The organism is Gordonia sp. NPDC003585, from assembly GCF_040610755.1.
Classification (GTDB): Bacteria; Actinomycetota; Actinomycetes; order Mycobacteriales; family Mycobacteriaceae; genus Gordonia.
The window spans coordinates 44,034-67,523 of the sequence record NZ_JBEXMX010000013.1 but is presented as its reverse complement, the minus strand read 5'-3'; the positions used below and the strand labels follow the sequence as shown (position 1 = coordinate 67,523).

Sequence of the window (23,490 nt, the reverse complement as noted above, 5' to 3'; positions counted from 1 at the left end):
CCCGACATTCAACACGGTCTCCAACCCAACTCGATTCCTGGCCACACCCTGTGTCGAATCGGGTCAACTGGGTGCTGCAGCACACAGACTCTCCGACAGGACACAGAGTGTCGGTAACACCTCCCTGGGCCGCCCTTCGCCTCAGAGCCGAACGCTCAACTCCATCGTGTCGGCGCCCTTGCCAGGGAAGTTGACGCCGGCATAGCCGGCCTCCGGGTCCCGAACCCGCGCCAGGTACGGCGCGACCCCCTCGCGTTCGGTGTTGTCGGCGAGAATGAGCGTCCCTGACGGCAGCCGGTCCTCGAGCAGCTCGAGCACCGGAAGATACATGTCCTTCCAGCCGTCGAGAAAGAGGAAGCCCACCGGTCCGTCGAGGTCGGCGAGGGTGGTGAGCGCGTCGCCGGCGTGGATGGTGATCACATCGTCCAAGCCCACTCGAGAAAACGTGTCGGCCGCGGCAGCGAGTTTCTTGGCGCTCATCTCGGTTGTGTGGACCTGGCCGTGGCCGTTGTCGCGGACCGCGGCGGCCAGATGCAGCGTCGAGATTCCGTACGACATCCCGAATTCGACGACGACGTCCGGCCGAGTGGCCCGGACCAGCGAGTACATCAGCTGTCCGGCCATCGGACTCACCGGCATGTACGCGTCGCTCGCCGCGTCGGCCCGTTCCTGCGCGGTTGCGTCGTCGGACAATCGCGGACGTCCGCCGCCTGCCGCCCGGTCGAATTGCGCTCGGGCGTCGTCGTACATCGCGGCGATGGTCGACGCGACGGGGTCGGTGTGCAGTGTGGAGGTCATGGGCCCAACGTATCCATCGATGCTGGACGTCGGCTGTGAGTCGGATCAGCGGGGACCGCCGGTGATGGTGAGCCAGATCGTGCGCGACAGTGCCGCAACCAACCGTTCGTCCGCATCCGGCGTGTCGTCGTCGGGATGCAGGACGTGCTGGGTCACCGACCGTTCGACCATCCAGGTCACCGCCGCCACCGACTCCCTGGTCACGCTTGCGTCCACCCGGCCGTCGGCACGCCAGCGGTCGACCTGTCCCGACGCGGCGGCAATGAACGACTCGATGCGACCGAACCAGAAGTCCGCGACCCGGGCGTCGTAGGCAGCGACCTCGCTCAGCGCGCGCATGAGCGACCAGTGTTTCCGGAACTCCGACACCATCATTCGGATTGCCGCCGCGACGCCGTCGACCCCGCGGCCCAGGGAGCCGTCGTCGGCAAACCAGCGTGCGGGTCCGGCGAAGAACTCCTGGGAGGCCACGTCGGCCACCTGGATGAGGACCTCACTCTTGTTCGGAAAGTACTGGTAAAACGCCGGACGCGACATTCCCGAACTCTCCGCGATCCGTTGCACCGGGATCTCGGTGAATCGTTCGCCGTCGGCCAGCAGTTGTTCTACCGCGGTGAGCACCCGTTCGGTGACCTCGCCGCGACGTTGACTCGCATTCGACGCGGGCCTGGTCACCGATCCCATGGCCAGGATGCTACGCCACCCTTGACACCCTCTGTGCGCAGGCAATACGGTCTCCTGACACTGTGTCAGACAATGTGTCCAAGAAGAATGGGCGGGAGTCGGTGATGAACGCTGCGGGGAGCGGATCGGGTGTCGAGGAGCAGGATGGCGTTCCGTCGGGTGACAGCGAGTATTTCGATGCGGTCATTGTGGGAGCGCGTTGCGCGGGCGCGGCAACCGCGATCGCACTCGCGCAGCGCGGCCTGAACGTCCTCGCCATCGATTCGGCCCGCTTCCCGTCCGACACCCTCTCCACACATCTGTTGTGGCCGTCGACGATGGCCGAGATCCACGCCCTCGGCGCGCTTGACGCTGTGGAGGCAATCGGCGCGCCACGCATGCCGATCGCCGAGGCAATACTCGACGAGATAGGCTGGCGCACTCCATATTCCGCGGTATCCGGGATCGACTACGGGATGTGCGTCCGACGCACCCACCTCGACGACGCACTGGTCCGTACCGCCAAGACCGCGGGCGCCGAGATTCGTGAACAGTGCACCGCCACCAAGGTGATCTGGGACGGCGGGCGTGCCGCCGGAATCGAATACTCCGACGCCGATGAGCGCCGTCACGTGGTGCGCGCGCCGATCGTGATCGGCGCCGACGGTCGCAAGAGCTTTGTCGCCGAACAAGTGGGCGCACGCACACCGATCATCAGCGCACCGAGCGGCCGTGCCTGCTACTTCGCCTACTGGAAGGATGATCGAGACGACCTGCGCCACATCGCATCCCAGTGGCGGGTCGAGGGTCTCCTGGGCACCGCGTTCCCGTGCGACGGCGGCGAACTGCTGTGCCTGCTGCAACCGCCCATCGATCTCATCCCCCAGTTCCGCGGACGCAAGGTGACCGATGCCTACCTGCAGGGCATCCAGAATCTGCCCGGCCTGGCAAAGCGCCTCGAAGGTTGCGAGTTGGCCTCGAGGGTGCGTGCCTGCACGGGGATCGAATCGTACTTCCGGACGTCAAGCGGGCCAGGCTGGGTGCTTCCCGGCGACGCCGGGCACTTCAAGGATCCGGTCACCGCGCAGGGAATTCGCGACGCCTACCGCTACGGGCGACTGCTCGGCGAATACCTCGCGCCCGTCCTGGGTACCCGCGCCGGGCACGCCGGCCCACCCGATCCGCAGACCGTCGACCGCGCCACCGCCGACTGGGCTCGGCAGCGTGAACGCGATTGCATCGAGATCTACCAGTGGACCAATTTCCTGGCCGCGGGCCTCCCGCCGTCGCCGCTGGAGTACGAGCTCTATCACCGCGCCCGCGAACGCCCCGAATATGCTGCGGTGCTCAGCGACATCTACAACCGCGTCCAACCGCCCGCCGCGATGACGCCGCCATCCGCACTGGCGGGTACCACCGCCCGCGCGTTGCGGCGACCCGACGTCTCGGTCCTCGATGTGGCCGCCGACCTGCGGACCCAGACCGGCCGAATGGTGTCGGACTGGCGCGAGCGTCGTCGCTTCCGCGGATAGACGAGTGATCCCGGTTACATCTGAGACGCAAACGCGATAGCGTATCTGGAACGCCATGTTTCCAGATACGGAGGGTTGCGATGGCCTGCTGCATCGTCGCAGCGCTGCTGATAGCCGTCTATCACCGGCTGGCACCGTGGCGGGCGCGTCGTGCGCTCAGCGACGACGGCTTTGCCCCCACCGCGAACCGGCCGGCTCCCGGCGAAGCGTCGGCGGCGTTTCTGCCACCGCGGCACCCCGATCGCACCCTTGACACCCGAACCGGGGTCGCTGCCTGGACGTTGCGTTTCGTCGCAGTCGGGCTGGGTGTCTACCTGGCCATGAGCGCACTCCTGGTGACATGCGGAATCGCCACCGGCGATGCCGCGCAGACCATCTGGCTGGTACGCACCGCAGGCGCTCTCCTCCTGGCCGCTGTCGCCATACGTGTTGCGTCGAGGCTCATGCGTCGGGGAGACGACCCCTGCACCCGGAGTCAAATCGTCGGCTGCGCCTGCGTCGGCATCGCCATCGCGAGCCTGGAGTTGATGGCGCTCGACATGCATGTCGCGTCGCTCTATCACGTACACAACGTCACCCTGCACACCGTGATGCACGTGCTGCCGCTCGCAGCCGCCTTCGTCGGCCTGCTGTTGGCGTTCCCATCGAGTGTTCGCCCCTCCTCACGTCTGGAAGATGATGACCGAATCACTGCAGAGCGCCCCGTATCGTCCGTCCCTGCGGTTGAGCCCGGAGACGAGCGTGACGGTCACCGAGTCGACGCCCGACGAGTTGGCGTCGCAGCGCTATCTGTTCGATCTGGCGCTCCAGCCGGTCGATGACTTCACCGGGTTCACCCGGCTGGAACAGATCGGCGGCAGCGCTCTCCGATATCAGCTGGCCTACGCGTCGTACGCCCTGTCCCTGGCGCAATACACCCGCACACCGGCGTTCGGCGGCTACCTCGCTGAGGCCCAGGGCAACCTCATTCGCAAGATGTGCGACAAACGCGTGTGGGGCTATTGGGCAACCGAACGTCTGGCCGGATACCTGCGGTGGAATCCCGACCCGATGGTGTTCGCGAACGTCATGTACACCGGCTTCTTCGCAGCGATGCTCGCCATGTACGAAACCATGAACGACGACCACAGCTTTGACGCCGACGGCGCGCTCCCCCTCGTGTGGAACCGCCGCAATACGTACGACTACGGGTTCACCAAGATCGCCCGGGCCATCGAGAACAACATGCATGCCAGCCCCGACACGATGTATCCGTGCGAGCCGCACCTCATCTACCCGATGTGCAACACCATCGCGCTCGCCGGGCTGGCCGGCTACGACCGCCTCCACGACACCGACCTCACCGACAACCTGATCGACAAGACGCGAGATTCGCTGGTACACAACGGATATCTACTGGGGAACGGCAGATTCCTGTTCGGACGCGGACCGATGGGCCTGAAGATGCCGCCGATGCTGGCCAACGACGCCGTCATGGTCTACTGGCTCAACGGCATCATGCCGGACCTCGCGGAGGAGACCTGGTCCTCGCTGCGCACTCATCGACTTCGCGTTCACGGTGACAAGGTGGAGCTCCGCATCCGACCCATCGATCGGCTCGACGTCGGCTCGTACCACCTCGGCGACGCATGGGCCTGGGTCAACGTGCTCTGCGCGGCCAGAGAAATGGGCGATGACGAAGTCGTACAAGGGGTTTCCCACCACATTCGGATCAACACCGACGTCGACCGGTCGCCCGACGGCGCCCAGAAGCTGGAGGGCGTGTCCACCTGGGTCAATTGCGCGTACGCCTTCTCCCGGTTCGTCGGCAAGGACAGCCTGCAGGGGCTGATCAACGGACGGGTGCCCGACGCGTGGCGATCGGGACCCATGCTCACCGAGGCCGCCTACCCCGAAGTGCTTGTCGCCAAGGCGGTCAGCGACGGGACCGGACTCGACCTCGTCCTCCACCCGGGTGCCGGCGGAGTTCGCACGCCGCTGCGGATCGGCCGATTGCGCCCCCGGCAGACCTATCGGGTCGACGGCGCGGTGGAACCCAGTATCAAGGCGGACAGCGACGGAACGGCGATCATCGACGTCGACCTCGGCGGTCGGCACGAGGTGCGGATCAGCGCCACACTGTGAATCAGCGCGATGGTGTGACCAACGGGTCGTCACCGAACTCGTTGACAGACGTCGGCGGTGTCGACGTGCTCACGTAGTACTGCGGGAAATGGTCGTCGATCGCGTATTCGTACGGAATGCATCGCAGCAACGGGATCTTTCGGGTGATGAAGCCGAACGGCAGCGTGATCAGCCCCAGCGCACCCTCGTCCTGTGTGGAAGTGGGGCCCTCTTCCCATGTGTAGGTTGGTACTTCACGCTGCTCGCCTTGCTCCTTCACGTAGCCGACGCCGGGCACCGAGTGAAACTCCGTACCGATGTGCGCGAGGGTTCCGGTCGCTGTGGGCGGCAGATGCGGAACGGGGTCTTTGCCGAAGACGTAGCGAAACACCTTCTTCTGCATATCCGCTGAGAATGCATCCACGAGATTCTGTGTTCCGACCATCGGCTGCCCGAAGGTGTGGATTCCGGCCATCGACGGCCAGAAGGCCTTCCGATAGACTTCGTTGGCGCACAGCGCCATTCCCATCAGCAGGGCCGTTGCGCCTCCCAAACTGTGGCCGGTCAGATACAACCGCTCCATGGGATGTTCCAGGCGCGCTGATGCCCTGTCCCCGTTGATCGACAAGCCCTCATGCGCGCGTGTGAGGGCCTCGACCACCTGCCAACGGATGCTCCGCATGTTCCGGTAGAAACCGGCGTGGACGGCCTGCCGAGGCGGCTCGACACCCGGTTGGGTCGGTACCTCCACGAACTCGGGGGTGACCTCGGCATCGGCGAGCCAACTGATCGCGTTGGTCGGCTCTGTGCCGCGATACGCGACGATCACCACGCGCCCATCCTTGCTCTGGATGATGTGGGCCGTCGATCTTATGAACATCGCATCCACGGTCATCTCGATTGCACGGCAGTAACTCTCATCGAGTCCCAGTCGGGTCATCATCATGGCCTGCGTGTCGATGTCGGAGTACGAGTAACCCGACGCGACCGCGAGAACGTGCCGGAGGGTCGAATCCTCCGGCCCAGCGGTCACCAATGTCTCGGTCAGGTCGTCGTATATCGGAAAATTGCTCGCGGGCTCCAGATCCGCCGCCTGCGACAGCGCCAGCGTCGGACGCAGGTCGTCCAGGGAATAGCGTTCGGCAGTCGTGATCAGCATGCGCCGATGGTAGTTCCGCAGGTCAGGGCGTCGGGGCGCTTTCGGCAGAACCGAGTCGGTTGCCCCGCCCGAACCCGTCCACCACCCGACCGTCGAGCACCGATCGAGCCAACGCCTCACCAAGCGCCGGAGCATGTTTGAACATGTTGTGCCCGACGATCACATAGGTCGATTCAGCCGAGTCGATCGCGATTCCGTCGTCGCCCCAGGGCAGCGTGGTGACCCAGCAGTGCACGACATCGCGGGGCGTCGGGTCCAGACCGGGCAGCGCAGCACCAACGTATTCCGCTGCGCGATCGGCAAGTTCGCCGAGCACTTGGGGTTCGACGATGGTTCCGTCCGAGGTTGCCGCGACGGAATCCGACAGTCCGAGGCCGTAACCTGAGCGATCAGGGTAGGCCGCCGCGTAGACTCCGGTGAACCCGAAATGGCCGCTTCCATCCTGCAGCGTCGGAAGTGACGCCACGGGCGTTCGGATCCCGAACGACACCCGAACATGTGCGCCCAGCTCGATCGGCACGTCAATCCCGACACCCCGGGCGAGCGCAGCCGTCCCCCGGCCGGCACACACCACCGCCGCACCGTGTGTGAACAGACCTGTGGGACAGCGTACTTCGACTCCACCGCGTCGATCGCGGAGCGTGATCACCTGCTCGCGCACGGTCACATCGGCAAAGCACTGTGCCAGCGCTTCGATCGCGGCGCGCGTGTGGATCGATCCCGCGGTCGCGTCGAACACCGCGTCTCCCGCATATCCCGCGAGCATCGGCAACAAATGGGCCAGTTCGTCGGCGTCGATCGCACGAGCGTCGATCTGCGGATGCGTGACGAGCTGCGCCAACCGGCGAGAAGCCGACGGGCCCAGAGCGATTCCACCGTCCCGCGAGATGAGTTCGGTGCCGAGTTCCTCCTCCCACGCCATCCACCGAACACGTGCGCGCACGGCCAGCTTGACCAGACGAGGATCGTCGTGGGCGTGTCGAAAGATCCGGGACTGGCCGGCCGACTGGCCAAAGCCTGGTTGGCCCGACTCGAAAACGGTGACACTGAGTCCCTGGCGGGACAACTCGTACGCGGCGGCGAGACCCACGATCCCGGCACCGATCACCGCGACATCCGACGTCGTACTCATATCGCTCACACCACGCGCGACAACGTGTCAAACGGCGTCCGTCCACAGAGCGCGAGCAACAAAGCCGCCGCCTGCCCCTTCCGCACGGCGATCGCCGACGCCGTCGCCAGCGCGTCCGCCGCCACCTCATCCGGCAGTTCCGGTTCCTGTCCGGTTGCCCGGGCGATGTCGAGGCCATGCACCGCAAGTTCGAAGGTTCTGGTGGGCAGGTAAACGCTCAGTCGCATGCTGCCGGCCGCCGTCGGCACCACCCGGTCGCCAGATGTCTCCGCGAGGACCGCGAGGGCGTCGGCGCGCAGTTGCTCGACCGCTGCGAGCGGATCGGATCCCAGCGCGGCACCGGCCTGCCGTCCTCGTTCGGCGATTGCAGCGGGCTGCCCGGGCTGCGCTGCGATGTCGAAATAGTCTGCGATGGTGAGAATCTCGCAGACATCCGGCGACGGTTGAGCCACGTAGTCGCGAACCGTCGACAGCGCGCGTCCGGTATGCCCGACCAGCGCCCGGACATCCCACTCACCGAGTCCCGGCGCATCCCACTGTTGGTCGTCGATCTCCGACACGAGCGCTACGAAATGGTCGGCCGCCGCTCGAAACGCTTGCACCTCGTCCATACGTCGAGTGTGCACCCCTCACCGTCCACCATGCACCCGAATCAGGGGGTGACGTACCGTGAAGCGATGCCACACTCGCAGGTCACGCCCTCTGCCGTCGACACCCGCCACCTGGTTCGCTACGGAGGTCAGTTCAGTCCCGAACTGATCGCGCGGGCGGCCGGCAGCTGGGTCTACACCGCAGACGACCGGCCCGTCCTGGATTTCACGTCGGGCCAGATGTCGGCGATCCTCGGCCACTCCCACCCCGACATCGTGTCGACGGTGTCGCGTCAGATCGCCGAACTCGACCACCTCTTCAGCGGCATGCTCTCCGAACCGGTGCTCACACTTGCCGAACGCCTCAGCGCCACCCTGCCGGAACCCTTGAGCAAGGTGCTGCTGCTGAGCACCGGCGCCGAATCCAACGAGGCGGCGATCCGGATGGCCAAGCTGGTCACCGGCAAGCACGAGATAGTGTCGTTCGCGCGTTCCTGGCACGGAATGACCCACGCCGCAGCGGCTTCCACCTACAGTGCCGGACGACGCGGCTACGGCCCGGTGGCGCCGGGCAACTTCGCGCTACCCACCCCCAACCCCTATCGCCCCGATTTCGTCGACGCCGACGGCGCGCTGGACTGGCAACGACAACTCGACTTCGGATTCGACCTGATCGACGCACAGTCGGTCGGCTCACTCGCGGCGTGCATCGTCGAGCCCATCCTTTCGTCCGGTGGCGTGATCGAGCCTCCGCCAGGCTATTTCGCGGAGCTGAAACGTCGGTGTGAAGAGCGAGGAATGTTGCTCATCGTCGACGAGGCGCAGACCGGACTGTGCCGCACCGGCTCCTGGTATGCCTTCGAGCGCGACGGTATCGTGCCCGACATCCTCACTCTGTCCAAGACTCTCGGTGCCGGACTGCCGCTGGCCGCGATGATCACCTCACCCGAGATCGAGGCCGCCGCACACGACGCAGGGTTCCTGTTCTTCACCACCCACGTCTCCGACCCGCTGGTCGCCGCGGTCGGCAACACCGTGCTCGACGTGCTGGAGCGCGATCATCTCGATGATCGAGCCGCACAAGCGGGTTCGCTGCTGCGCGACGGGCTGCTCGAGCTGCAGGACCGCCACCCCAGCATCGGTGATGTGCGTGGCCGTGGGCTCATGCACGGCGTCGAGCTCGTGGAGGATCGTGTCACCAAGCGTGGCGCCGACCGTCTCGGCGTCGAAGTGACCCGACGCTGTTTCGACCTCGGGCTGCACATGAACGTCGTCCAACTCCCCGGCATGGGCGGCATATTCCGCATCGCACCGCCACTCACCGCGACCGACGACGAACTGCGGCAAGGACTCGCCATCCTCGATCAGGCACTCACCGAATCCACCTGAACAGCAGTCGGATTCACTCCTTGACCGGGTCCGAGCTACTCTCCGCGGCAGTCTTCGACGTCCACTTGTACAGCCAGGCGACCGACGCGGCGAAGACAATGACGCCCAGCGCCTCGGCCCACTTCTCGAAGCCGTCGCCCACGACCGCGAGCACCGCGTCGTCACCGGTGGCGGCCACGATCCCGGCGAACACCACACCGAAAAGTGCCTCACCGACGATGAGGCCGGTGGCCAACAACGTTCCCATGCGCTTCTTGTGGTCGACTGCGCCACCGCTGCGTTCGGCCCACTGGTTGTAGTAGTGGCCGATGAACGCACCGATCGGGATGACCAGGGTCACCGACATGGGCAGATACATGCCCATCCCGACCGCTAGCGGCGGCAATCGGAATCGTGTCGCCCGGCCCAACGCCTCGTCGATGCCGATGATGATCGCGCCAAGCAGCGCTCCAAGTCCGATCAGCCACCAGTTCAGGTCGCCGCCGAGTACGCCGGTGGTCAAGCTCGACAGCAGACTCGCCTGCGGCGCGGCCAATGAGTCCGCGGTCTCGCCCGGCGCGCCCACAAACCCGAACGACGTGTACATGAGTTGCAGGATCGGGGGGATCACCGCGGCTCCGAAGGCGACGCCGATGATCAGGGCCACCTGCTGCTTCCACGGTGTTGCTCCGACGAGTTGGCCCGTCTTGAGGTCCTGCAAGTTGTCGTTGGAGATGGTCGCCACGCCGAACACGATCGCGGCGGTGAACAGCGTGTAGGCCACCAGCGCGGCGGTGTGCGCGGCATCGGTGGAGCCGTAGACGATCTTGATCAGAATCGCCGCGATCAGCACCACCAGGATGCCGACACCGGAGATCGGACTGTTGGACGATCCGATGAGACCGGCCATGTACCCACACACCGATGCGACCGCCAAACCGATCACGAAGATGAAGACGATACTGAGGGTGATGATCCCGGCCGCGCTGCCCTCGAGGACCGTGTCGTGCACGAAGTCCCACAACATGAAGCCGATCGGAATGAGGAGCACCAGGATGGTGGAACCGACGATGGTCATCGGCAGGTCACGCTCGGTGAGGTCGACGCTCACACCCTTCTGGCGCGACCTCGTCGACGCGAGCGCCGACTGGATACCACGGATGATCGGCATCATGATCTTGGCGAGCGTCCACAAGGCGGCGATCGCAATGGCACCGGCGCCTACGAGTCGGACGTCGCTGCCGAAGAAGGTGTTCACCTGGTCATACAGGCCGTCACCGTCGGGGAGATTGCCCTGGCTCATCACTGGCAGCAACACACCGAAGGAGATGATGAGCCCGACGAGCATCGCGACACCTACCGACACGCCCACCAGATGCCCGATACCGATGAGCGACATCAGCAGCCCGGCGTTGAAAAGCGTGCCGCCGGTGCCGATCTTGATCGCTCCATAGACCGAGTCGCTCACCACCTTGAGCTTGGTGAGCAGCGAGAAGGCCGCCGACGCAACCGAGCCGACGACGATGATCCGCAGGCCGGCCTTGTTCTCCCGGGCCCCGCCCGACGAGTCGCCGACCTTCAGAACCTCCGCTGCCGCAACACCTTCCGGATAGGGCAGATCGGATCCGGTGACCAGGGCCCGACGCAACGGGATCGAATACATGACGCCGAGCACGCCGCCGATCGCACACACCGACACCGTCACCCAGTACGGGAAGCCGGTCCACCAGCCCACCATCACCAGGCCGGGCAGGATGAACACGATGGCCGAAAGCGTGCCCGCGGCCGACGCGATGGTCTGCACGATGTTGTTCTCGACCACCGAGTGATCGGCGAAGTAGCGCAGGATCGCCATCGAGATGACCGCGGCCGGGATGGCGGTGGCAAACGTGAGACCGACGCGCAGGCCCAGGTAGACGTTCGCTGCGGTGAAGACCAGCGTGATGATCCCGCCGAGGATCACACCGCGCATGGTGAGTTCGCGAAGGTTCGCCTGTCCGCGGGACTCGATCGGGGTCATGCCTGATGTGGTCATTCCTCGGCCCCTCACTGCGCACCGCAGAACGGAACGCGATCAGCCCGACCGCCCCCTCGACCGTGGCATGTATGGGTTGTCGACCAACTGTAAAGCCGAGATCGACCCCGCGTGCGACGTTGCGAACGTCCACCCGGAATCTGCCCTTTTTGCCCGAATCGGGGTCCCTCCCGAGATTGATCAAGGCGCCAGCACTGCGCGGCGGTGGACCACCGTCATCGACGCGACGAGCGTCCACGCGCCCACGAGGGCAACGAACAGCACCACCGACAGTGCCTCGATCGGGGCGGCGTGCAGGACCTTGCCGAGAGCGGCCAGGCCGGTGACGCACGTGCCGACCGGGAAGGTGAAACTCCACCACGTGATCGCGAAGGGCATCCGCCGGCGAACGGCGCGCACGGTGACCGCCACCGCCAATGCGAACATGGCAACTCCGAAACCTGCCATCGCCATTCCATACCCGATGCCGAAAACTCGCAGTCCCTGGGCGATGTACGCCTGCTCGTCGGTGAAGACACCCTGTGAAGCGTTGCCCAGCAGGTTCGCGGCGGTGACCGACTGCCCGATGAGACCGAGAGTGATCCAGAACGTCGGTGCGGCTGCGCCTGCCGGCGGACCGTCCTGGATGGCACGGGAGTAGATGAGGGTCATCGTGATCATGCCGAGGAACAGACTCAGACCGAACAGTCCGTAGCACCCGCAGAGCATCGTCAGCCGAGCCTGTCCCGCCGGGATGTGCCCGACGAGCAGCGCTCCAGTGGTGGCCGACACCATCGGCGGGACCACCGACATCAGCCAGCACGGCATCGCCACCCGTGGTTCGTCGGAACGGCGGGTCATCATCGAATAGGGCAGACACACGCTGGTCGCGACCCCCAGTAGGGTGCCGACCGTCCACAACACTGCGTCGATCCACACCGCCGGATGGTCGCCGACGACGTCCCGTCCGACCAACAGGGTGGCGGCGCCAACAGTCAGCAACGCCATCGCCGGGGCGCCGTAGAAGTGGCCCATCATGGGGTGACGTGCGTAGCCGCGGGCATTCTCGGGGTGATGCATCCAGTGCCCGACGAAGGCCGACGCGACCACGACCAGGAGCCCGGCGGCGACCAGCCACATCGCGACGGCGAAGGGTTCGAGCGCGGCCGTCCCGACCGGCAGGCCCGCCGCGGCGGTGGCGACGATCCCGGTTCCCATGACCGCGCCAAACCAGTTCGGCGTCACATGAGCCAACAGCGTTGCGCCGCTGCGGATCTGCGAGTTCGCCTCGGAGCGGGCCGTGTTGCGGGTGTCGGTGAGAGTTGCCATGCATCGAGCTTCCGCTCTCGGCGCCATCGGCGGAAGCGGGCTTCGATTTGTGAGGTCACAACTCTTGGTTGTGGGTTGGACAACGCTCGCCGCCTGTACGAAAGCTGTACCTCCCCGCCCCGCCACGTCTTCGGATCAGCTGCCGACCCGCAGGGGGATCCGATACCAGCGACATTCATCGGCATGGCCTGCGAACTCGCAATGCCGCGGGCGCGCAACGGCGCACGATTCGCATGCTCGCACCGCATCGAGCCAATGTTGCGCGCGCTGCGGGCGTACAGTAGGTCCTACGCAGGACGAAGGACATACGCGACTGCAGGGAGGCATCATGCCAACCATCGTCATCGTCGGTGGCGGACTCGCCGGCGCCAAGGCCGCAGAGGCCTTGCGGGAAAAGGATTTTGACGGCGAGATCGTCCTCTTCGGCTCCGAAGAGCATCTTCCCTACGAGCGCCCACCATTGTCGAAGGAATTTCTTGCGGGCTCGCAGAAGCTCGACGATTTCACAGTGCACGACGGAAACTGGTATCGGGACAATCGAATTGATGTCCACCCCGGAACCATGATCGAGGAGATCGACGCCGCAGCGCACACCGTGACACTGCCGGATGGAAGCACCCTTGCATACGAGAAATTGCTTCTGGCAACGGGTTCACGGTCCCGGCATCTCGACCTCCCCGGCGCGGACGCTGATGGTGTCCACTACCTGCGCAGCTACGACGACGCGGTGGCGCTGAGCGAGGCGATCGACGAGAACATGCGCGTGGCGATCGTCGGCGGCGGCTGGATCGGGCTCGAGGTGGCGGCGAGCGCGCGCAACCGCGGCGCGCAGGTTGCCGTCGCCGAGACGGCGCCGCAACCGCTGATCGGCGCCCTGGGCGCAGAGGTGGGCGCGATCTTCGCCGACCTGCACCGCAAGCATGGGGTGGATCTGCGCACCGACGTGGCCGTGGCCGAGATCCTGGTCGAGGACGGGCGCGCGGTTGGCATCGGGCTCAAGGGCGGCGACACCATCGACGCGGATGCGGTGCTGGTGGCCGCGGGAGCGGTCCCGAACATCGAACTCGCCGAGAGCGCCGGACTCGACATCGGCGACGGCGGTGTCCTGGTGAGCGCCGGACTGCGCAGCAGTGATCCGGACATCTTCGCGGTCGGTGACATCGCCAACGCCGAGCACCCCGTTCTCGGGCGTCGGGTGCGCACGGAACACTGGGCCAACGCACTCAATCAACCCGCCGTCGCGGTTGCCAACATGCTTGGTGGCAGCGCCGAATACACCAATCTTCCCTACTTTTTCACCGACCAGTACAACCTCGGCATGGAGTATTCCGGTCTCGCGTCTGGTGAGCACCGCGTCGTACTTCGCGGCAGCCCCGACAGCCTGGAGTTCCTCGCATTCTGGCTCGACGACGAAGATCACCTCCGAGCCGGCATGCAGGTCAACATCTGGGATCAACTCGACGGCATCAAGGAGTTGATCTCCGCCGGAGCCGCGCTGGATCCGGCAAAGCTGGCCGATGCCGACGTCGCCCTGTCGGACGTGACCGTCGACTGACGCGGGACTACCGAACGATCGCTCGGGCACCACTGCTACGATCCTCTCGATCGCACGGCCGGTTAGGGGAGTCATGTCGCAGTATCTGCAGGGCAAAGTCATCATCGCCACCGGAGCCGGCGGCGGCTTCGGCAAGCTCATCGCCGAGAAGTGCGCAGCTGGCGGCGCACACGTGGTGGGCGTCGACATCAACGCCGACGGCCTCGCGCAGACCACGGAAGCAATTGTCGCCCAGGGCGGTTCGGCGGTTCACCAGGTGGCCGACGTCACCGACATGGAACAGATGCGCGCCGCGGCCACGCTTGCCGTCGAGACGTACGGCGCGATAGACGTCATGGTCAACAACGCGGGCGTCATGCCGCTGGCCTACTTCGCCGACCACGAGCGGGCATGGCAGAAGTGGCACAAGGCAATCGACATCAACATCAAGGGCGTCGTCAACGGCATCTCCGCCGTCTACGACCAGATGATCGAGCAGGGCCGCGGACAGGTCGTCAACATCTCGTCGATCTACGGCAACGGTGGATTCGAGGGTTCCGGTGTCTACTCGGCAACCAAGGCCGCCGTCACGACGCTGTCGGACTCCCTACGCATCGAGGCCAAGGGCAAGATCAAGGTGACGACCGTCAAACCGACGGGCGTCGCGGGCACCAACCTCGCGAGTTGGATCGTCAACGATCGCGCCATCATGGGCATCGTCGGCCAGCGTGCGCTCTCCTACAAGGAACACGTGACCAGCCTCGTCAAGGGCGAGATGCCCGCCGAACTCGTCGACGTCGACTCGGTGAAGTACTGGCTGATCACTCCCGACGACCTCGCCAACGCCGTCGTACACGTCATCGATCAGCCGTGGGGAATCAGCTTGTCGGATGTGACGGTGCGCGCCAGCGGCGAGGACTACCTGTACTGAGGACTACCTGTACTAAGGGCTCAGTCCTGATCACCGCTAACTGCGGCCGCCGCGGTACTTGCGGTTGTACTCCTCATACATATCGGCGTTCTTCTCGCGTTCGAGCTTGTTGACCAGATCCGGGTCGAGCCCGTGTTGGGTGAGCCGGTAACGCCGATACACCTTGTTCAGTGCGATCGAGAAGAAGACGTACGGGATGAGGATCGGGATCGTCATGTTCAGCCGAATGATCCACTCCGTCGGCACGAACAACATGGGAACCAGCAGCAGAATGCAGGGCACCGACCAGCGCGCCACCATCCGGAACGCCGCTCCGGGGCCGGCGAGATCGTTGGCCACCCACTCACGCATCGATTCGGGCAGTCGGGCGCCATAGGCGTACTTGAAGTACTGCCATGCGCCCGGGCGTGAGCGGTCAGCGGACATCGCAGTCTCATTCCCCGTCTGGTCGATCGAGTTGCTTGTATCCGCCATCGTAGTGACCTGCACCGTTCTCACCTCATGCTGCTCGCTGCCTCCTCAATTAGTAGCACACGATTGAATTGGACAGTAGTGACCTTGGTCCCTCTCAAGGAGCGGTGGAGTACTTGTCGATATACGCCTGCATCGTCGACAGCTGATACCGCGACACCTCCACCGCGTTCTCGTCCTCGGCGAACACCGATGACACCATCACCGTGTCGTCGCGGTCGTAGAAGCCAAGTCCGCCGAGGCCGCCGAAGAACTCGTCCCAGTCGACGTCGCCGTCGCCGATCTTGAGGTGCTGATGCACTCGTACCGGGTTCCCGGGCGGGTTGGTGATGTACCGAAGTCCGTGCGAACGGCGGTGATCCATCGAATCGGCGACGTGCACCAGCCGTAGCCGATCACCGGCGGCGGCCATGATCTCAGCCATGTTTCCACCCATGTGAAAGGTGTGGCACGCGACGTACACCATGCCGATGTTGGGTGAGTTGACACCGCGGATGATGCGTACGGCTTCCAGCCCATCCTCGACGAAATCGTCTGGGTGCGGGTCGATTCGGACGTCGATACCCTCTCGTTCGATGATCGGCAGCAACTCCTCCATCGACCGGAAGAAGGCACGTTCGGACTCTTCGGCACGCTCCGGACGCCCCGAGAACTCGGTGTTGATCACGTTGACACCGAGGTCGACGGTGATCTCGATGACCCGCTTCCAGTTCCGGACGGCCGCCTCACGCGCATCCTCGTCGGGTGCCGACCAGCGCAGCACCGGCAGCACCGACGCGACCTGCACACCCGCGTCGTCGCATGCCTTGCGAAAGCTGCGCACCAGATCATCGTCGGCGCGTGGATGATTGAAGAACGGGATGAAGTCTCGGTGCGGGGTCAGTTGCAGATATTCGTAGCCGAGTTCGGCCACCAGCCTTGGGAACTCGAGCAGGTCGTGATCGTGATGGAAGGGCGTCGGATCGAGTGCGATCTTCATCAGCGTGTTCCGTTCCGCGCGTATTCGGCGATGGCGTCGATGTTGGTCTGGTCGATGAAGGCCGGCCCGGTCAGCGTCGGTTGACCGCCGCCGATCACGTTGCGGTTGTTGAGATACAGCCACAGTTGATCCACTGCCAGGTAGCCCTGCAGGAAGGGCTGCTGATCGACTGCCCACTGCACCTGACCGGACTTGATGGCGTCGACGAGGGCGGCGTTGGTGTCGAAGGTGGCGATCTTGGTCTCGCTACCGGCGGCATCCTTGGATTTGACCGCGGCCAATGCGATGGGAGCACCCAACGTGATGACGTGATCGATGCCGGGATCCTGCTGCAGCTTGGCCGCGATGGTGGCCTGGACGCTCGGCATGTCGGTCCCGTTCACGTTGAGATTCTCCACGCCATTACCGCCCATACCGGACTTGACTCCAGCACAACGTGATTCGAGTGCGACGTTGCCCTGGTCCTGGATGACGCACAGCACCTTCGACGCCCCATCCTGCTTCAGCCGACGACCGGCCGCTTCACCCGAGATCTGTTCGTCCTGACCGAAATACGACAGCACACCCAGCGAACTCCACGCATCGATGCCCGCATTGAACGCGACGACGGGGATGCCGGCTTCGACGGCACGCCGCACCGCAGGCGCCATGGCCTCCGGCTTGGCCAGTGTCACCGCGATGGCGTCGACCTTGCTGTCGACCGCATTCTGCAGCAGATTCGACTGGTCGGGACCCTGAAGTTCGGACGAGTACCTCAGCTCGAGGTTGTCTTTGGCTGCAGCCGTCTCGGCGCCCTTGCGGATGAGATCCCAGAAGGTGTCACCGGGCGGGCCGTGCGTCACCATCGCAACGGTGAATCGGGGTGTGTTGGCCTGACCGGCAGCCATGCCGCCGTCGTCGTCGCGGGGCTTGCCGCCGGTGCTCGAGCATGCGGCCGCCACCGCGATCGTGGCGACACATGCGGCCGCCGCGAGTAGCCGGCGACGCCGGGAATGGTTGGTGCTCACCGTCAATCGCTTCTCTCTGGGTTCCGAGTGGGTATCAGCGGGCCGCGACCGAGTTGGCGGCCTTGAGGGTTTCCGCGGCGATCTGCAGGCCCTCGATCTGCCCGAGTTCGACGTCCTCGTGCTCGATGTTGACCGCCATGTCCGGGTCGACCTTCTCCAGCGCCTGGAGGAACCGCGTCCAGAAGTCCACGTCGTGACCACGGCCGACGGCGACGAAATCCCAGGCCGAGTCCTCGGGCCACTTGTTCACGACGTGCCGTCCGCCGAGTCCGGTGGGGTTGTCCGACAGCGGGATACGTGTGAATCGTTCGTCGAGGACGCCGTAGATCTTGCAGTTCTCGTTGATCCGGGTGTCCTTGGCAGCTGCATGGAACACGAGCGGTCCGAGCCATTCGATGGCCGCGACCGGATCGATGCCCTGCCAGAACAGGTGCGACGGATCCATCTCCGCGCCGACGTTCGTGGCGCCGGTCTTCTCGACGAGACGTCGCATGGTGGGCGGGTTGAAGACGAGGTTCTGCGGGTGCATCTCGATCGCCACCTTGACGCCGTTCTCGCCTGCGAGGGCGTCGATCTCACGCCAGAACGGGACCGCCACCTCGTCCCACTGGTAGTCGAGCGAGTCCAGATAGCCCGAGTCCCAGGTGTTCACGTGCCACGCCGGCCACTGACCGCCCGGATGCGCATGCGGCAGACCCGACATCGTCACCACCCGGTCAACTCCGAGCAGGCCGGCGACGCGAATGGCGTTGCGCAGGTCGTCGGCGTCCTCGGGCCCTACCTCGGGGTCGGGATGCAGCGGGTTGCCGTTGCAGTTGAGGCCGGCGATCTCGACACCGGTGCCGTCGAAGGTGGCGAGGTACTCACTCGCACTGACCTCGCCCGAGAGCAGTTCACGCACCGGCAGATGCGGGGTGGGCAAGAAGCCGCCGGCGTTGATCTCCGCACCGGTCAGGCCGAGTGAGCCGATCACCTCCAGGGCGTCGCGCAGGGAGCGGTCGTGCAGGATCGCGGTGTAGACACCGAGTTTCATAGGAATTGTCCCTACTTGCAGAGTGATTGGTGATCGTGTGGTCTGTCAGCCGACTTTGACGGTCGCGCCGCCGCCCGCTGCGGATTCGGCGATGGCGGCCACGACACGCATGCTGTGCAGGCCGGTGTCGAAGCCGGGCAGCGGTCCGAGGACGTCGATGCCGGCGACCTGGTCGAGGAACGCCCGCGCCTGGTAGGTGAACAGCTCGGCCTTGCCATGTCCGACGCCACCCGCATCCATGGGCAGTCCGCCGCGGATGTAGGGGTGGTCGGGTCCGATGGTGATGCGCCGCGGACCGTTCAGGTCGGCACGCACATCGTCTGCGGCGAGGTGGAATTCGGCGATGCGGGCGAGTTCCCAGGAAGCCGATCCGGCAGTTCCGAAGAGCTCGAAACCGAGTCCGTCCGGAAGGCTGTGTGCAACGCGGGAAGCCGAGAAGGTGGCGGCGGCCCCACCGGCGAATGTCGCGGTGAAGGTGGCGATGTCCTCGTTCTCCACCGGCGCCTTCTCGCTGCTGACCGCGCCCTTGGTGTGGCCGTAGGTGGTACCGAGGGGAATCGGCCGCTCGGTGATCACCGTGTGGAACCGCGCACCCGAGATCTCCGCGATGGGTCCACAGACGAACTCGGCCAGATCGATGAGGTGACTGCCGACGTCGGCGAGGGCTCCGGTGCCGGGCCCGCCCTGGTAGCGCCACGTGATCGGCGACGTGGGGTCGAGGGCGTAGTCGCACCAGTAGTGGCCGTTGAAGTGGACGAGGTCGCCGACGGTCCCGGCCGCCAACTCGCGACGGATCTGCTCCACGGCAGGCGCCCGACGATAGGTGTAGCCGACCGCAGCAACCCGGTCCCGGGTGCTGTCGGCGGCGGCGAGCATGGCTTCGGCGTCGGCGAGCGAACCGGCCAGCGGCTTCTCGCACAGCACATGCTTGCCGGCGGCGAGCAATCCCTCGACCATCTCGCGATGCAGGTGGTTGGCCACCACGACGCTGACCGCGTCGATGTCGTCGGCCTCGGCGATCGCACGCCAGTCGTATTCGGCGCGATCGTACCCGTACCGCTTGGCGTTGTCGTCGGCCACGGCCGGATTCGCGTCGGCGATGGCGACCAGCCGGACTTCCGGCCGGTCGAGGCCGAACAGCGTGCCGGTGTTGCGATACCCGGCAGCATGCGCTCGCCCGGCCATTCCGCCTCCGATGACGGCGACACCGATCGATTCGTTGGTCACTGTGAACTCCCGTTTCCTTGGTACTAGCCCGGTCTACTAAACCGGTCTAGTTGTGTACGATGTTGACGACTATGAGCCACACCACAGGGAGCTGTCAACCCCTGATTCATCAACGAGGAGGTTGCGAATGACCGAGACGTCGGCAGCCGGGCGCCGTCCGACCATGCAGGATGTCGCCGACCGGGTGGGTGTCTCCAAGGCGACGGTGTCGTTGGTGTTCCGCCAGGCGCCGGGCGTCGGCGACGCAACGAGACGCGACGTCGAACAGGCCGCCGAGGAACTCGGCTACCGGAGAAATCGGACGGCCGCGTTGATGACTGCCCGGCGCTCACACCTCATCGGCGTGGTGGCCCAGATCCGCAACAGCTTTCACGCCGAGATCGCCGAATATCTCGTGTCCGCAGCCGATCTCGCGGGATACGAGATCGTTCTCGGTGCGGTGACCCCCAGCCACGACGAGTCCCGCGTGGTCGAGACACTTCTCGACTTCCGCTGCGAGGGAATGCTTCTCGTCGGGCCCGAGCTGGACACCCGGGCCATCTCCGCATTGGGCGATCGGGTTCCGACGGTGGTGATCGGTCGACGCACCTCGTCGCCGACCGTCGACGTGATCCGCACCAACGATGCCAAGGGCATCTCGCTCGTCGTCGACCATCTCGTCGAGCTCGGACACCGCGAGATCATCCACGTCGCGGGCGGACCCGGAACCATCGCCGCCGATCGTCGCAGCGGGTTCCTGCGCGCGCTACGACGCCACGGCCTGGCCGCCGACGCCGCAGTCGTCGAGGGCGGGGCCTTCACCGAAGACGCCGGAATCCGCGCGGCCCAGCAGATCCTGTCGCGCACACTGCCGACCGCCGTCGTCTGCGCCAACGACCGTCTCGCCGTCGGCCTCCTCGACACCCTTCGTCGCGCAGGTGTCGACGTGCCAGGCGAGGTGTCGATCACCGGCTACGACGACAGCACGCTCGCCCGCCTTGCCAACATCGACCTCACCACCGTGAGCCAGCAGCCACAAGCACAGGCGCAGGCCGCCATCGCCGACGTCGTCAGCAGGCTCGACGCCGGCCGCACCGACCGGGCGGCGTCGGCTCTCACACCCGAACTGGTGATCCGCAGCACCACCGCGCGGGTCGCCTCCTCCTGACCCGACGCGCGATTACCCTGCACAGGGTGGGTAGCGATCCGATCACCGACCTCGAGTCCGAACTCGCCGACTTCTGGCGACGCGGTCGGGCTCGAACGCGCAATCGTGCTCGTGCGATCGACCCGCGTCTCGACCCGTCCTGCTACCCGCTCCTGACCATCCTCTACCGCCACGAATCCCTGCGGATCACACAGCTCGTGGCGATGCTCGACCTCGACAAGTCGACCGTCACCCGCCAGATCGATTCCGTGGAGCGGCTGGGATTGGCCCGCCGGACGCCCGACCCCGACGACGCACGCGCTCGAGTGGTCGCCCTGACCGGCGCCGGCCGGGAACGGGTCGATGCCGTGGTGGCGTCGGCCGTCGCGGACTGGCGCGCCCGCCTGAATCGATGGGACGCCGCCGACATCCGTACCCTCACCGAGCTGCTTCGGCGCCTCGCCGACGTGTCCGGCGACGGCGACGGTGACGCGAAACACCCCGACCCGGAGCATTCCGCGGAATAGGCAAAGATAGTTGCGGGTTGCAACCATAGTTGGTTATAGTTGCGGCTATCAACTAATTCGGTGCGTGCTCACCCCCACGCGCCACCGATCCGACGACCGCCCGCGCTGGCGGGTCGCCCCCCTTTCCGACTCCGCGCACAGCGGCGTCCTGCCACCTGAACCCGGAGGTCTCACCTTGACCACGACAACCACGCGAGCCGAACAGGCCTCGGGTGCGCCGATGACCCATCGGCAACGCATCGAGGCACTGATCGGCCTGCTCATGGGCATGTTCGTCGCATTTCTCTCGTCGACGATCGTGTCCAACGCGCTCCCGACCATCATCACCGACCTGCACGGCACCCAGGATCAGTACACCTGGGTGGTCACCGCGACCCTCCTGGCGTCGACGGCGACGACCCCCATCTGGGGCAAACTCTCCGATCTGATCAGCAAGAAGCTCCTCGTGCAGCTGTCGCTGATGCTGTTCACCCTCGGCTCGATACTCGCCGGCCTGTCCCAGTCGGTGGGCATGCTCATCGGCTTCCGCGTCATCCAGGGTCTGGGCCTGGGCGGCCTCCAGGCACTCGTCGTCATCGTGATCGCGTCGATGTTCAGCCCGCGTGAGCGTGGCCGCTACCAGGGTCCGATCGCGGCCGTGATGTCGTTGGCCACGGTGGCCGGCCCGCTCATCGGCGGCGTCATCGTCGACACCAGCTGGCTGGGCTGGCGCTGGACCTTCTACGTGTGCGTTCCGCTTGCGGTCATCGCACTGCTGGTCATCCAGCGCACCCTGAACCTGCCGGTCGTCCGCAAGGCCGGCGTGCACATCGACTACCTCGGTGCCGTGCTCATCGCTGCCGGTGTCAGCACTCTGCTCATCTGGGTCACCCTGGCGGGCAAGAGCTTCGATTGGTCGTCGGGGATGTCGATCGGCCTTGTCGCACTGGGCGTGGTGTTGCTCATCGCGGCACTGATCACCGAGTCGCGCGTCGCCGACCCGATCATTCCGCTGCGCCTGTTCCGCGATCGGACCACCGCGCTGGCCACTCTCGCGAGCGTCGCAGTCGGTGTCGCCCTGTTCGGCGGTGCCGTGTTCCTCGGCCAGTACTTCCAGATCGCACGTGGCTACTCACCGACGGCGGCCGGTCTGCTCACGCTGCCGATGATCATCGGTTCGATGGTGTCGGCCACCGTGTCGGGCCAACTCATCACCCGGTACGGCCGATGGAAGGGCTTCCTGGTGGCCGGCGCCGCAGCGATGACCGCGGGCTTCGGGCTCCTGTCGACGATCGACGCGCACACCAACATGGTGTTGCTGGGCGGATACCTCTTCATCCTGGGGCTCGGCATGGGTATGACGATGCAGAACCTGGTCCTCGCCGTGCAGAACAACGTCACCCCGGACAACCTCGGTGCCGCCACCTCGACAGTCACGTTCTTCCGTTCCCTCGGTGGCGCGGCGGGCGTGTCCGTGCTGGGTGCCGTTCTCTCCAACCACGTGACCGACCTGATCGCGTCGGGCCTACGCGCCGTCGGCATCAACCCCGCGCAAACCGGTGGGTCCGATGCGGGATTGTCGAACCTCAACGAGTTGCCGAGTCCGATCGCCGACATCGTCCGCGGCGCATACGGCGACGGCACGGCCCGGATCTTCCTGGTCGCCGGCGTGATGGCCGCGCTCAGCCTGGTCGCCATCCTGTTCATCAAGGAAGTCGCGCTCAAGACGAGCTCGTCGCTCGAGGAGAGTGCGCAACTGGCAGCGTCCGCACCCGAGCTGCTCGACACCGAGTTGATGGACACCGCAAAGGTGGACGCCGAGTTCGACGGCATCATCGAAAGCGAAAAGGAGTTCTCCGGCAAGCATTCTCGATGATGTAGCGCGAGCAAAGTTCATGGTTAGCGTCGCTAACCGTGGCCCCAAACTGGGACTTACCTCACCGCGTCGACATTCGTAACGTTGCGGGTGAGGCGAGAAGGAGAGCCTG

General features: G+C 65.5%; 21 protein-coding genes. 9 read left to right on the top strand and 12 right to left on the bottom strand.

Translation table 11 applies throughout. The annotated features are described in order from the left end of the window. Positions 1-141: 141 nt before the first annotated feature. Positions 142-798: a class I SAM-dependent methyltransferase gene (locus tag ABZW74_RS05415; RefSeq protein WP_240855095.1), complete on the bottom strand. Its 657-nt coding sequence runs from the start codon at positions 796-798 to the stop codon at positions 142-144. A gap of 45 nt (positions 799-843) precedes the next feature. Beyond that, on the bottom strand, positions 844-1,482 hold the full coding sequence (locus ABZW74_RS05410) for a TetR/AcrR family transcriptional regulator (RefSeq protein ID WP_240855096.1): 639 nt from the start codon (positions 1,480-1,482) through the stop codon (positions 844-846). 104 nt (positions 1,483-1,586) lie between these two features. Here ABZW74_RS05410 and ABZW74_RS05405 point away from each other — a divergent pair, with 104 nt between their 5' ends. The 3 genes from ABZW74_RS05405 (at position 1,587) to ABZW74_RS05395 (ending at position 5,117) form a co-directional block, all read left to right on the top strand. Then, positions 1,587-2,993, top strand: a complete 1,407-nt coding sequence (locus ABZW74_RS05405) for an FAD-dependent monooxygenase (RefSeq protein WP_355274680.1) — start codon at positions 1,587-1,589, stop codon at positions 2,991-2,993. Between the two features lie 80 nt (positions 2,994-3,073). Then, positions 3,074-3,814, top strand: coding sequence for a hypothetical protein (locus ABZW74_RS05400; protein WP_240855101.1), 741 nt, complete (start codon positions 3,074-3,076; stop codon positions 3,812-3,814). After that, positions 3,735-5,117, top strand: a complete 1,383-nt coding sequence (locus tag ABZW74_RS05395) for a hypothetical protein (RefSeq protein WP_355274677.1) — start codon at positions 3,735-3,737, stop codon at positions 5,115-5,117. Before ABZW74_RS05400 ends, ABZW74_RS05395 begins: the two co-directional genes overlap by 80 nt. Before the next feature lies 1 nt (position 5,118). Here the strand turns inward: ABZW74_RS05395 and ABZW74_RS05390 are convergent, their stop codons facing one another. The 3 genes from ABZW74_RS05390 to ABZW74_RS05380 are packed head-to-tail and all read right to left on the bottom strand — an operon-like array spanning position 5,119 to position 7,998. After that, the gene (locus tag ABZW74_RS05390; RefSeq protein WP_355274675.1) at positions 5,119-6,255 is read right to left on the bottom strand and encodes a lipase family protein; all 1,137 of its coding nucleotides are present in this window, start codon (positions 6,253-6,255) and stop codon (positions 5,119-5,121) included. A gap of 22 nt (positions 6,256-6,277) precedes the next feature. Next, positions 6,278-7,387 (bottom strand): FAD-dependent oxidoreductase, encoded by a 1,110-nt coding sequence (locus tag ABZW74_RS05385; RefSeq protein WP_355274672.1) that lies wholly within the window; start codon positions 7,385-7,387, stop codon positions 6,278-6,280. Between the two features lie 5 nt (positions 7,388-7,392). Next, positions 7,393-7,998 carry a maleylpyruvate isomerase family mycothiol-dependent enzyme gene (locus ABZW74_RS05380; RefSeq protein ID WP_355274669.1) on the bottom strand — a complete coding sequence of 202 codons (606 nt, stop codon included), beginning with the start codon at positions 7,996-7,998 and terminating at the stop codon, positions 7,393-7,395. A gap of 66 nt (positions 7,999-8,064) precedes the next feature. On the opposite strand from ABZW74_RS05380, the gene ABZW74_RS05375 reads away from it, so the two are divergent. Continuing rightward, entirely contained in the window at positions 8,065-9,366 is a 1,302-nt protein-coding gene (locus ABZW74_RS05375; RefSeq protein ID WP_355274666.1) for an aspartate aminotransferase family protein, read from the top strand. A 13-nt stretch (positions 9,367-9,379) separates the two neighbouring features. Here ABZW74_RS05375 and ABZW74_RS05370 read toward each other — a convergent pair whose 3' ends face one another. Continuing rightward, entirely contained in the window at positions 9,380-11,380 is a 2,001-nt protein-coding gene (locus ABZW74_RS05370) for an oligopeptide transporter, OPT family (protein WP_240855110.1), read from the bottom strand. Between the two features lie 180 nt (positions 11,381-11,560). Next, positions 11,561-12,688 carry a TDT family transporter gene (locus ABZW74_RS05365; RefSeq protein ID WP_355274662.1) on the bottom strand — a complete coding sequence of 376 codons (1,128 nt, stop codon included), beginning with the start codon at positions 12,686-12,688 and terminating at the stop codon, positions 11,561-11,563. Positions 12,689-13,016: 328 nt separating this feature from the next. Between ABZW74_RS05365 and ABZW74_RS05360 the strand changes: the two genes are divergently transcribed. Together ABZW74_RS05360 and ABZW74_RS05355 are read left to right on the top strand one after the other, a co-directional pair. Then, the gene (locus ABZW74_RS05360; RefSeq protein WP_355274659.1) at positions 13,017-14,243 is read left to right on the top strand and encodes an FAD-dependent oxidoreductase; all 1,227 of its coding nucleotides are present in this window, start codon (positions 13,017-13,019) and stop codon (positions 14,241-14,243) included. Positions 14,244-14,316: 73 nt separating this feature from the next. Next, positions 14,317-15,153: an SDR family oxidoreductase gene (locus ABZW74_RS05355; RefSeq protein ID WP_355274656.1), complete on the top strand. Its 837-nt coding sequence runs from the start codon at positions 14,317-14,319 to the stop codon at positions 15,151-15,153. A gap of 36 nt (positions 15,154-15,189) precedes the next feature. Here the strand turns inward: ABZW74_RS05355 and ABZW74_RS05350 are convergent, their stop codons facing one another. The 5 genes from ABZW74_RS05350 to ABZW74_RS05330 form a co-directional block, all read right to left on the bottom strand. Continuing rightward, entirely contained in the window at positions 15,190-15,579 is a 390-nt protein-coding gene (locus tag ABZW74_RS05350; protein ID WP_355274653.1) for a DUF5313 domain-containing protein, read from the bottom strand. Positions 15,580-15,721: 142 nt separating this feature from the next. Then, positions 15,722-16,603, bottom strand: coding sequence for a sugar phosphate isomerase/epimerase family protein (locus ABZW74_RS05345; protein WP_355274650.1), 882 nt, complete (start codon positions 16,601-16,603; stop codon positions 15,722-15,724). Next, on the bottom strand, positions 16,603-17,550 hold the full coding sequence (locus tag ABZW74_RS05340; RefSeq protein ID WP_240855554.1) for a sugar ABC transporter substrate-binding protein: 948 nt from the start codon (positions 17,548-17,550) through the stop codon (positions 16,603-16,605). The genes ABZW74_RS05345 and ABZW74_RS05340 overlap by 1 nt, the downstream gene beginning before the upstream one ends. A gap of 94 nt (positions 17,551-17,644) precedes the next feature. Next, on the bottom strand, positions 17,645-18,643 hold the full coding sequence (locus ABZW74_RS05335) for a sugar phosphate isomerase/epimerase (protein WP_355274647.1): 999 nt from the start codon (positions 18,641-18,643) through the stop codon (positions 17,645-17,647). Between the two features lie 45 nt (positions 18,644-18,688). After that, complete coding sequence (locus tag ABZW74_RS05330; RefSeq protein WP_355274644.1) at positions 18,689-19,870, bottom strand: Gfo/Idh/MocA family oxidoreductase; 1,182 nt, start codon at positions 19,868-19,870, stop codon at positions 18,689-18,691. 127 nt (positions 19,871-19,997) lie between these two features. Between ABZW74_RS05330 and ABZW74_RS05325 the strand changes: the two genes are divergently transcribed. The 3 genes from ABZW74_RS05325 (at position 19,998) to ABZW74_RS05315 (ending at position 23,378) form a co-directional block, all read left to right on the top strand. Beyond that, positions 19,998-21,017 (top strand): LacI family DNA-binding transcriptional regulator, encoded by a 1,020-nt coding sequence (locus ABZW74_RS05325; RefSeq protein WP_355274641.1) that lies wholly within the window; start codon positions 19,998-20,000, stop codon positions 21,015-21,017. 26 nt (positions 21,018-21,043) lie between these two features. Continuing rightward, a complete protein-coding gene (locus ABZW74_RS05320) occupies positions 21,044-21,523 on the top strand; it encodes a MarR family winged helix-turn-helix transcriptional regulator (RefSeq protein WP_240855126.1) in 480 nt (159 codons plus the stop codon). Between the two features lie 220 nt (positions 21,524-21,743). Continuing rightward, entirely contained in the window at positions 21,744-23,378 is a 1,635-nt protein-coding gene (locus tag ABZW74_RS05315; protein WP_355274693.1) for an MDR family MFS transporter, read from the top strand. The last annotated feature ends 112 nt before the right edge of the window (positions 23,379-23,490 follow it).

Coding starts and splice junctions, on each gene's coding strand:
- ABZW74_RS05375 (WP_355274666.1), top strand. CDS start 8,065: ATGCCACACTCGCAGGTCACGCCCTCTGCCGTCGACACCCGCCACCTG.
- ABZW74_RS05355 (WP_355274656.1), top strand. CDS start 14,317: ATGTCGCAGTATCTGCAGGGCAAAGTCATCATCGCCACCGGAGCCGGC.
- ABZW74_RS05360 (WP_355274659.1), top strand. CDS start 13,017: ATGCCAACCATCGTCATCGTCGGTGGCGGACTCGCCGGCGCCAAGGCC.
- ABZW74_RS05385 (WP_355274672.1), bottom strand. CDS start 7,387: ATGAGTACGACGTCGGATGTCGCGGTGATCGGTGCCGGGATCGTGGGT.
- ABZW74_RS05410 (WP_240855096.1), bottom strand. CDS start 1,482: ATGGGATCGGTGACCAGGCCCGCGTCGAATGCGAGTCAACGTCGCGGC.
- ABZW74_RS05400 (WP_240855101.1), top strand. CDS start 3,074: ATGGCCTGCTGCATCGTCGCAGCGCTGCTGATAGCCGTCTATCACCGG.
- ABZW74_RS05415 (WP_240855095.1), bottom strand. CDS start 798: ATGACCTCCACACTGCACACCGACCCCGTCGCGTCGACCATCGCCGCG.
- ABZW74_RS05325 (WP_355274641.1), top strand. CDS start 19,998: ATGACCGAGACGTCGGCAGCCGGGCGCCGTCCGACCATGCAGGATGTC.
- ABZW74_RS05350 (WP_355274653.1), bottom strand. CDS start 15,579: ATGTCCGCTGACCGCTCACGCCCGGGCGCATGGCAGTACTTCAAGTAC.
- ABZW74_RS05390 (WP_355274675.1), bottom strand. CDS start 6,255: ATGCTGATCACGACTGCCGAACGCTATTCCCTGGACGACCTGCGTCCG.
- ABZW74_RS05370 (WP_240855110.1), bottom strand. CDS start 11,380: ATGACCACATCAGGCATGACCCCGATCGAGTCCCGCGGACAGGCGAAC.
- ABZW74_RS05405 (WP_355274680.1), top strand. CDS start 1,587: ATGAACGCTGCGGGGAGCGGATCGGGTGTCGAGGAGCAGGATGGCGTT.
- ABZW74_RS05335 (WP_355274647.1), bottom strand. CDS start 18,643: ATGAAACTCGGTGTCTACACCGCGATCCTGCACGACCGCTCCCTGCGC.
- ABZW74_RS05365 (WP_355274662.1), bottom strand. CDS start 12,688: ATGGCAACTCTCACCGACACCCGCAACACGGCCCGCTCCGAGGCGAAC.
- ABZW74_RS05315 (WP_355274693.1), top strand. CDS start 21,744: ATGACCCATCGGCAACGCATCGAGGCACTGATCGGCCTGCTCATGGGC.
- ABZW74_RS05380 (WP_355274669.1), bottom strand. CDS start 7,998: ATGGACGAGGTGCAAGCGTTTCGAGCGGCGGCCGACCATTTCGTAGCG.
- ABZW74_RS05345 (WP_355274650.1), bottom strand. CDS start 16,603: ATGAAGATCGCACTCGATCCGACGCCCTTCCATCACGATCACGACCTG.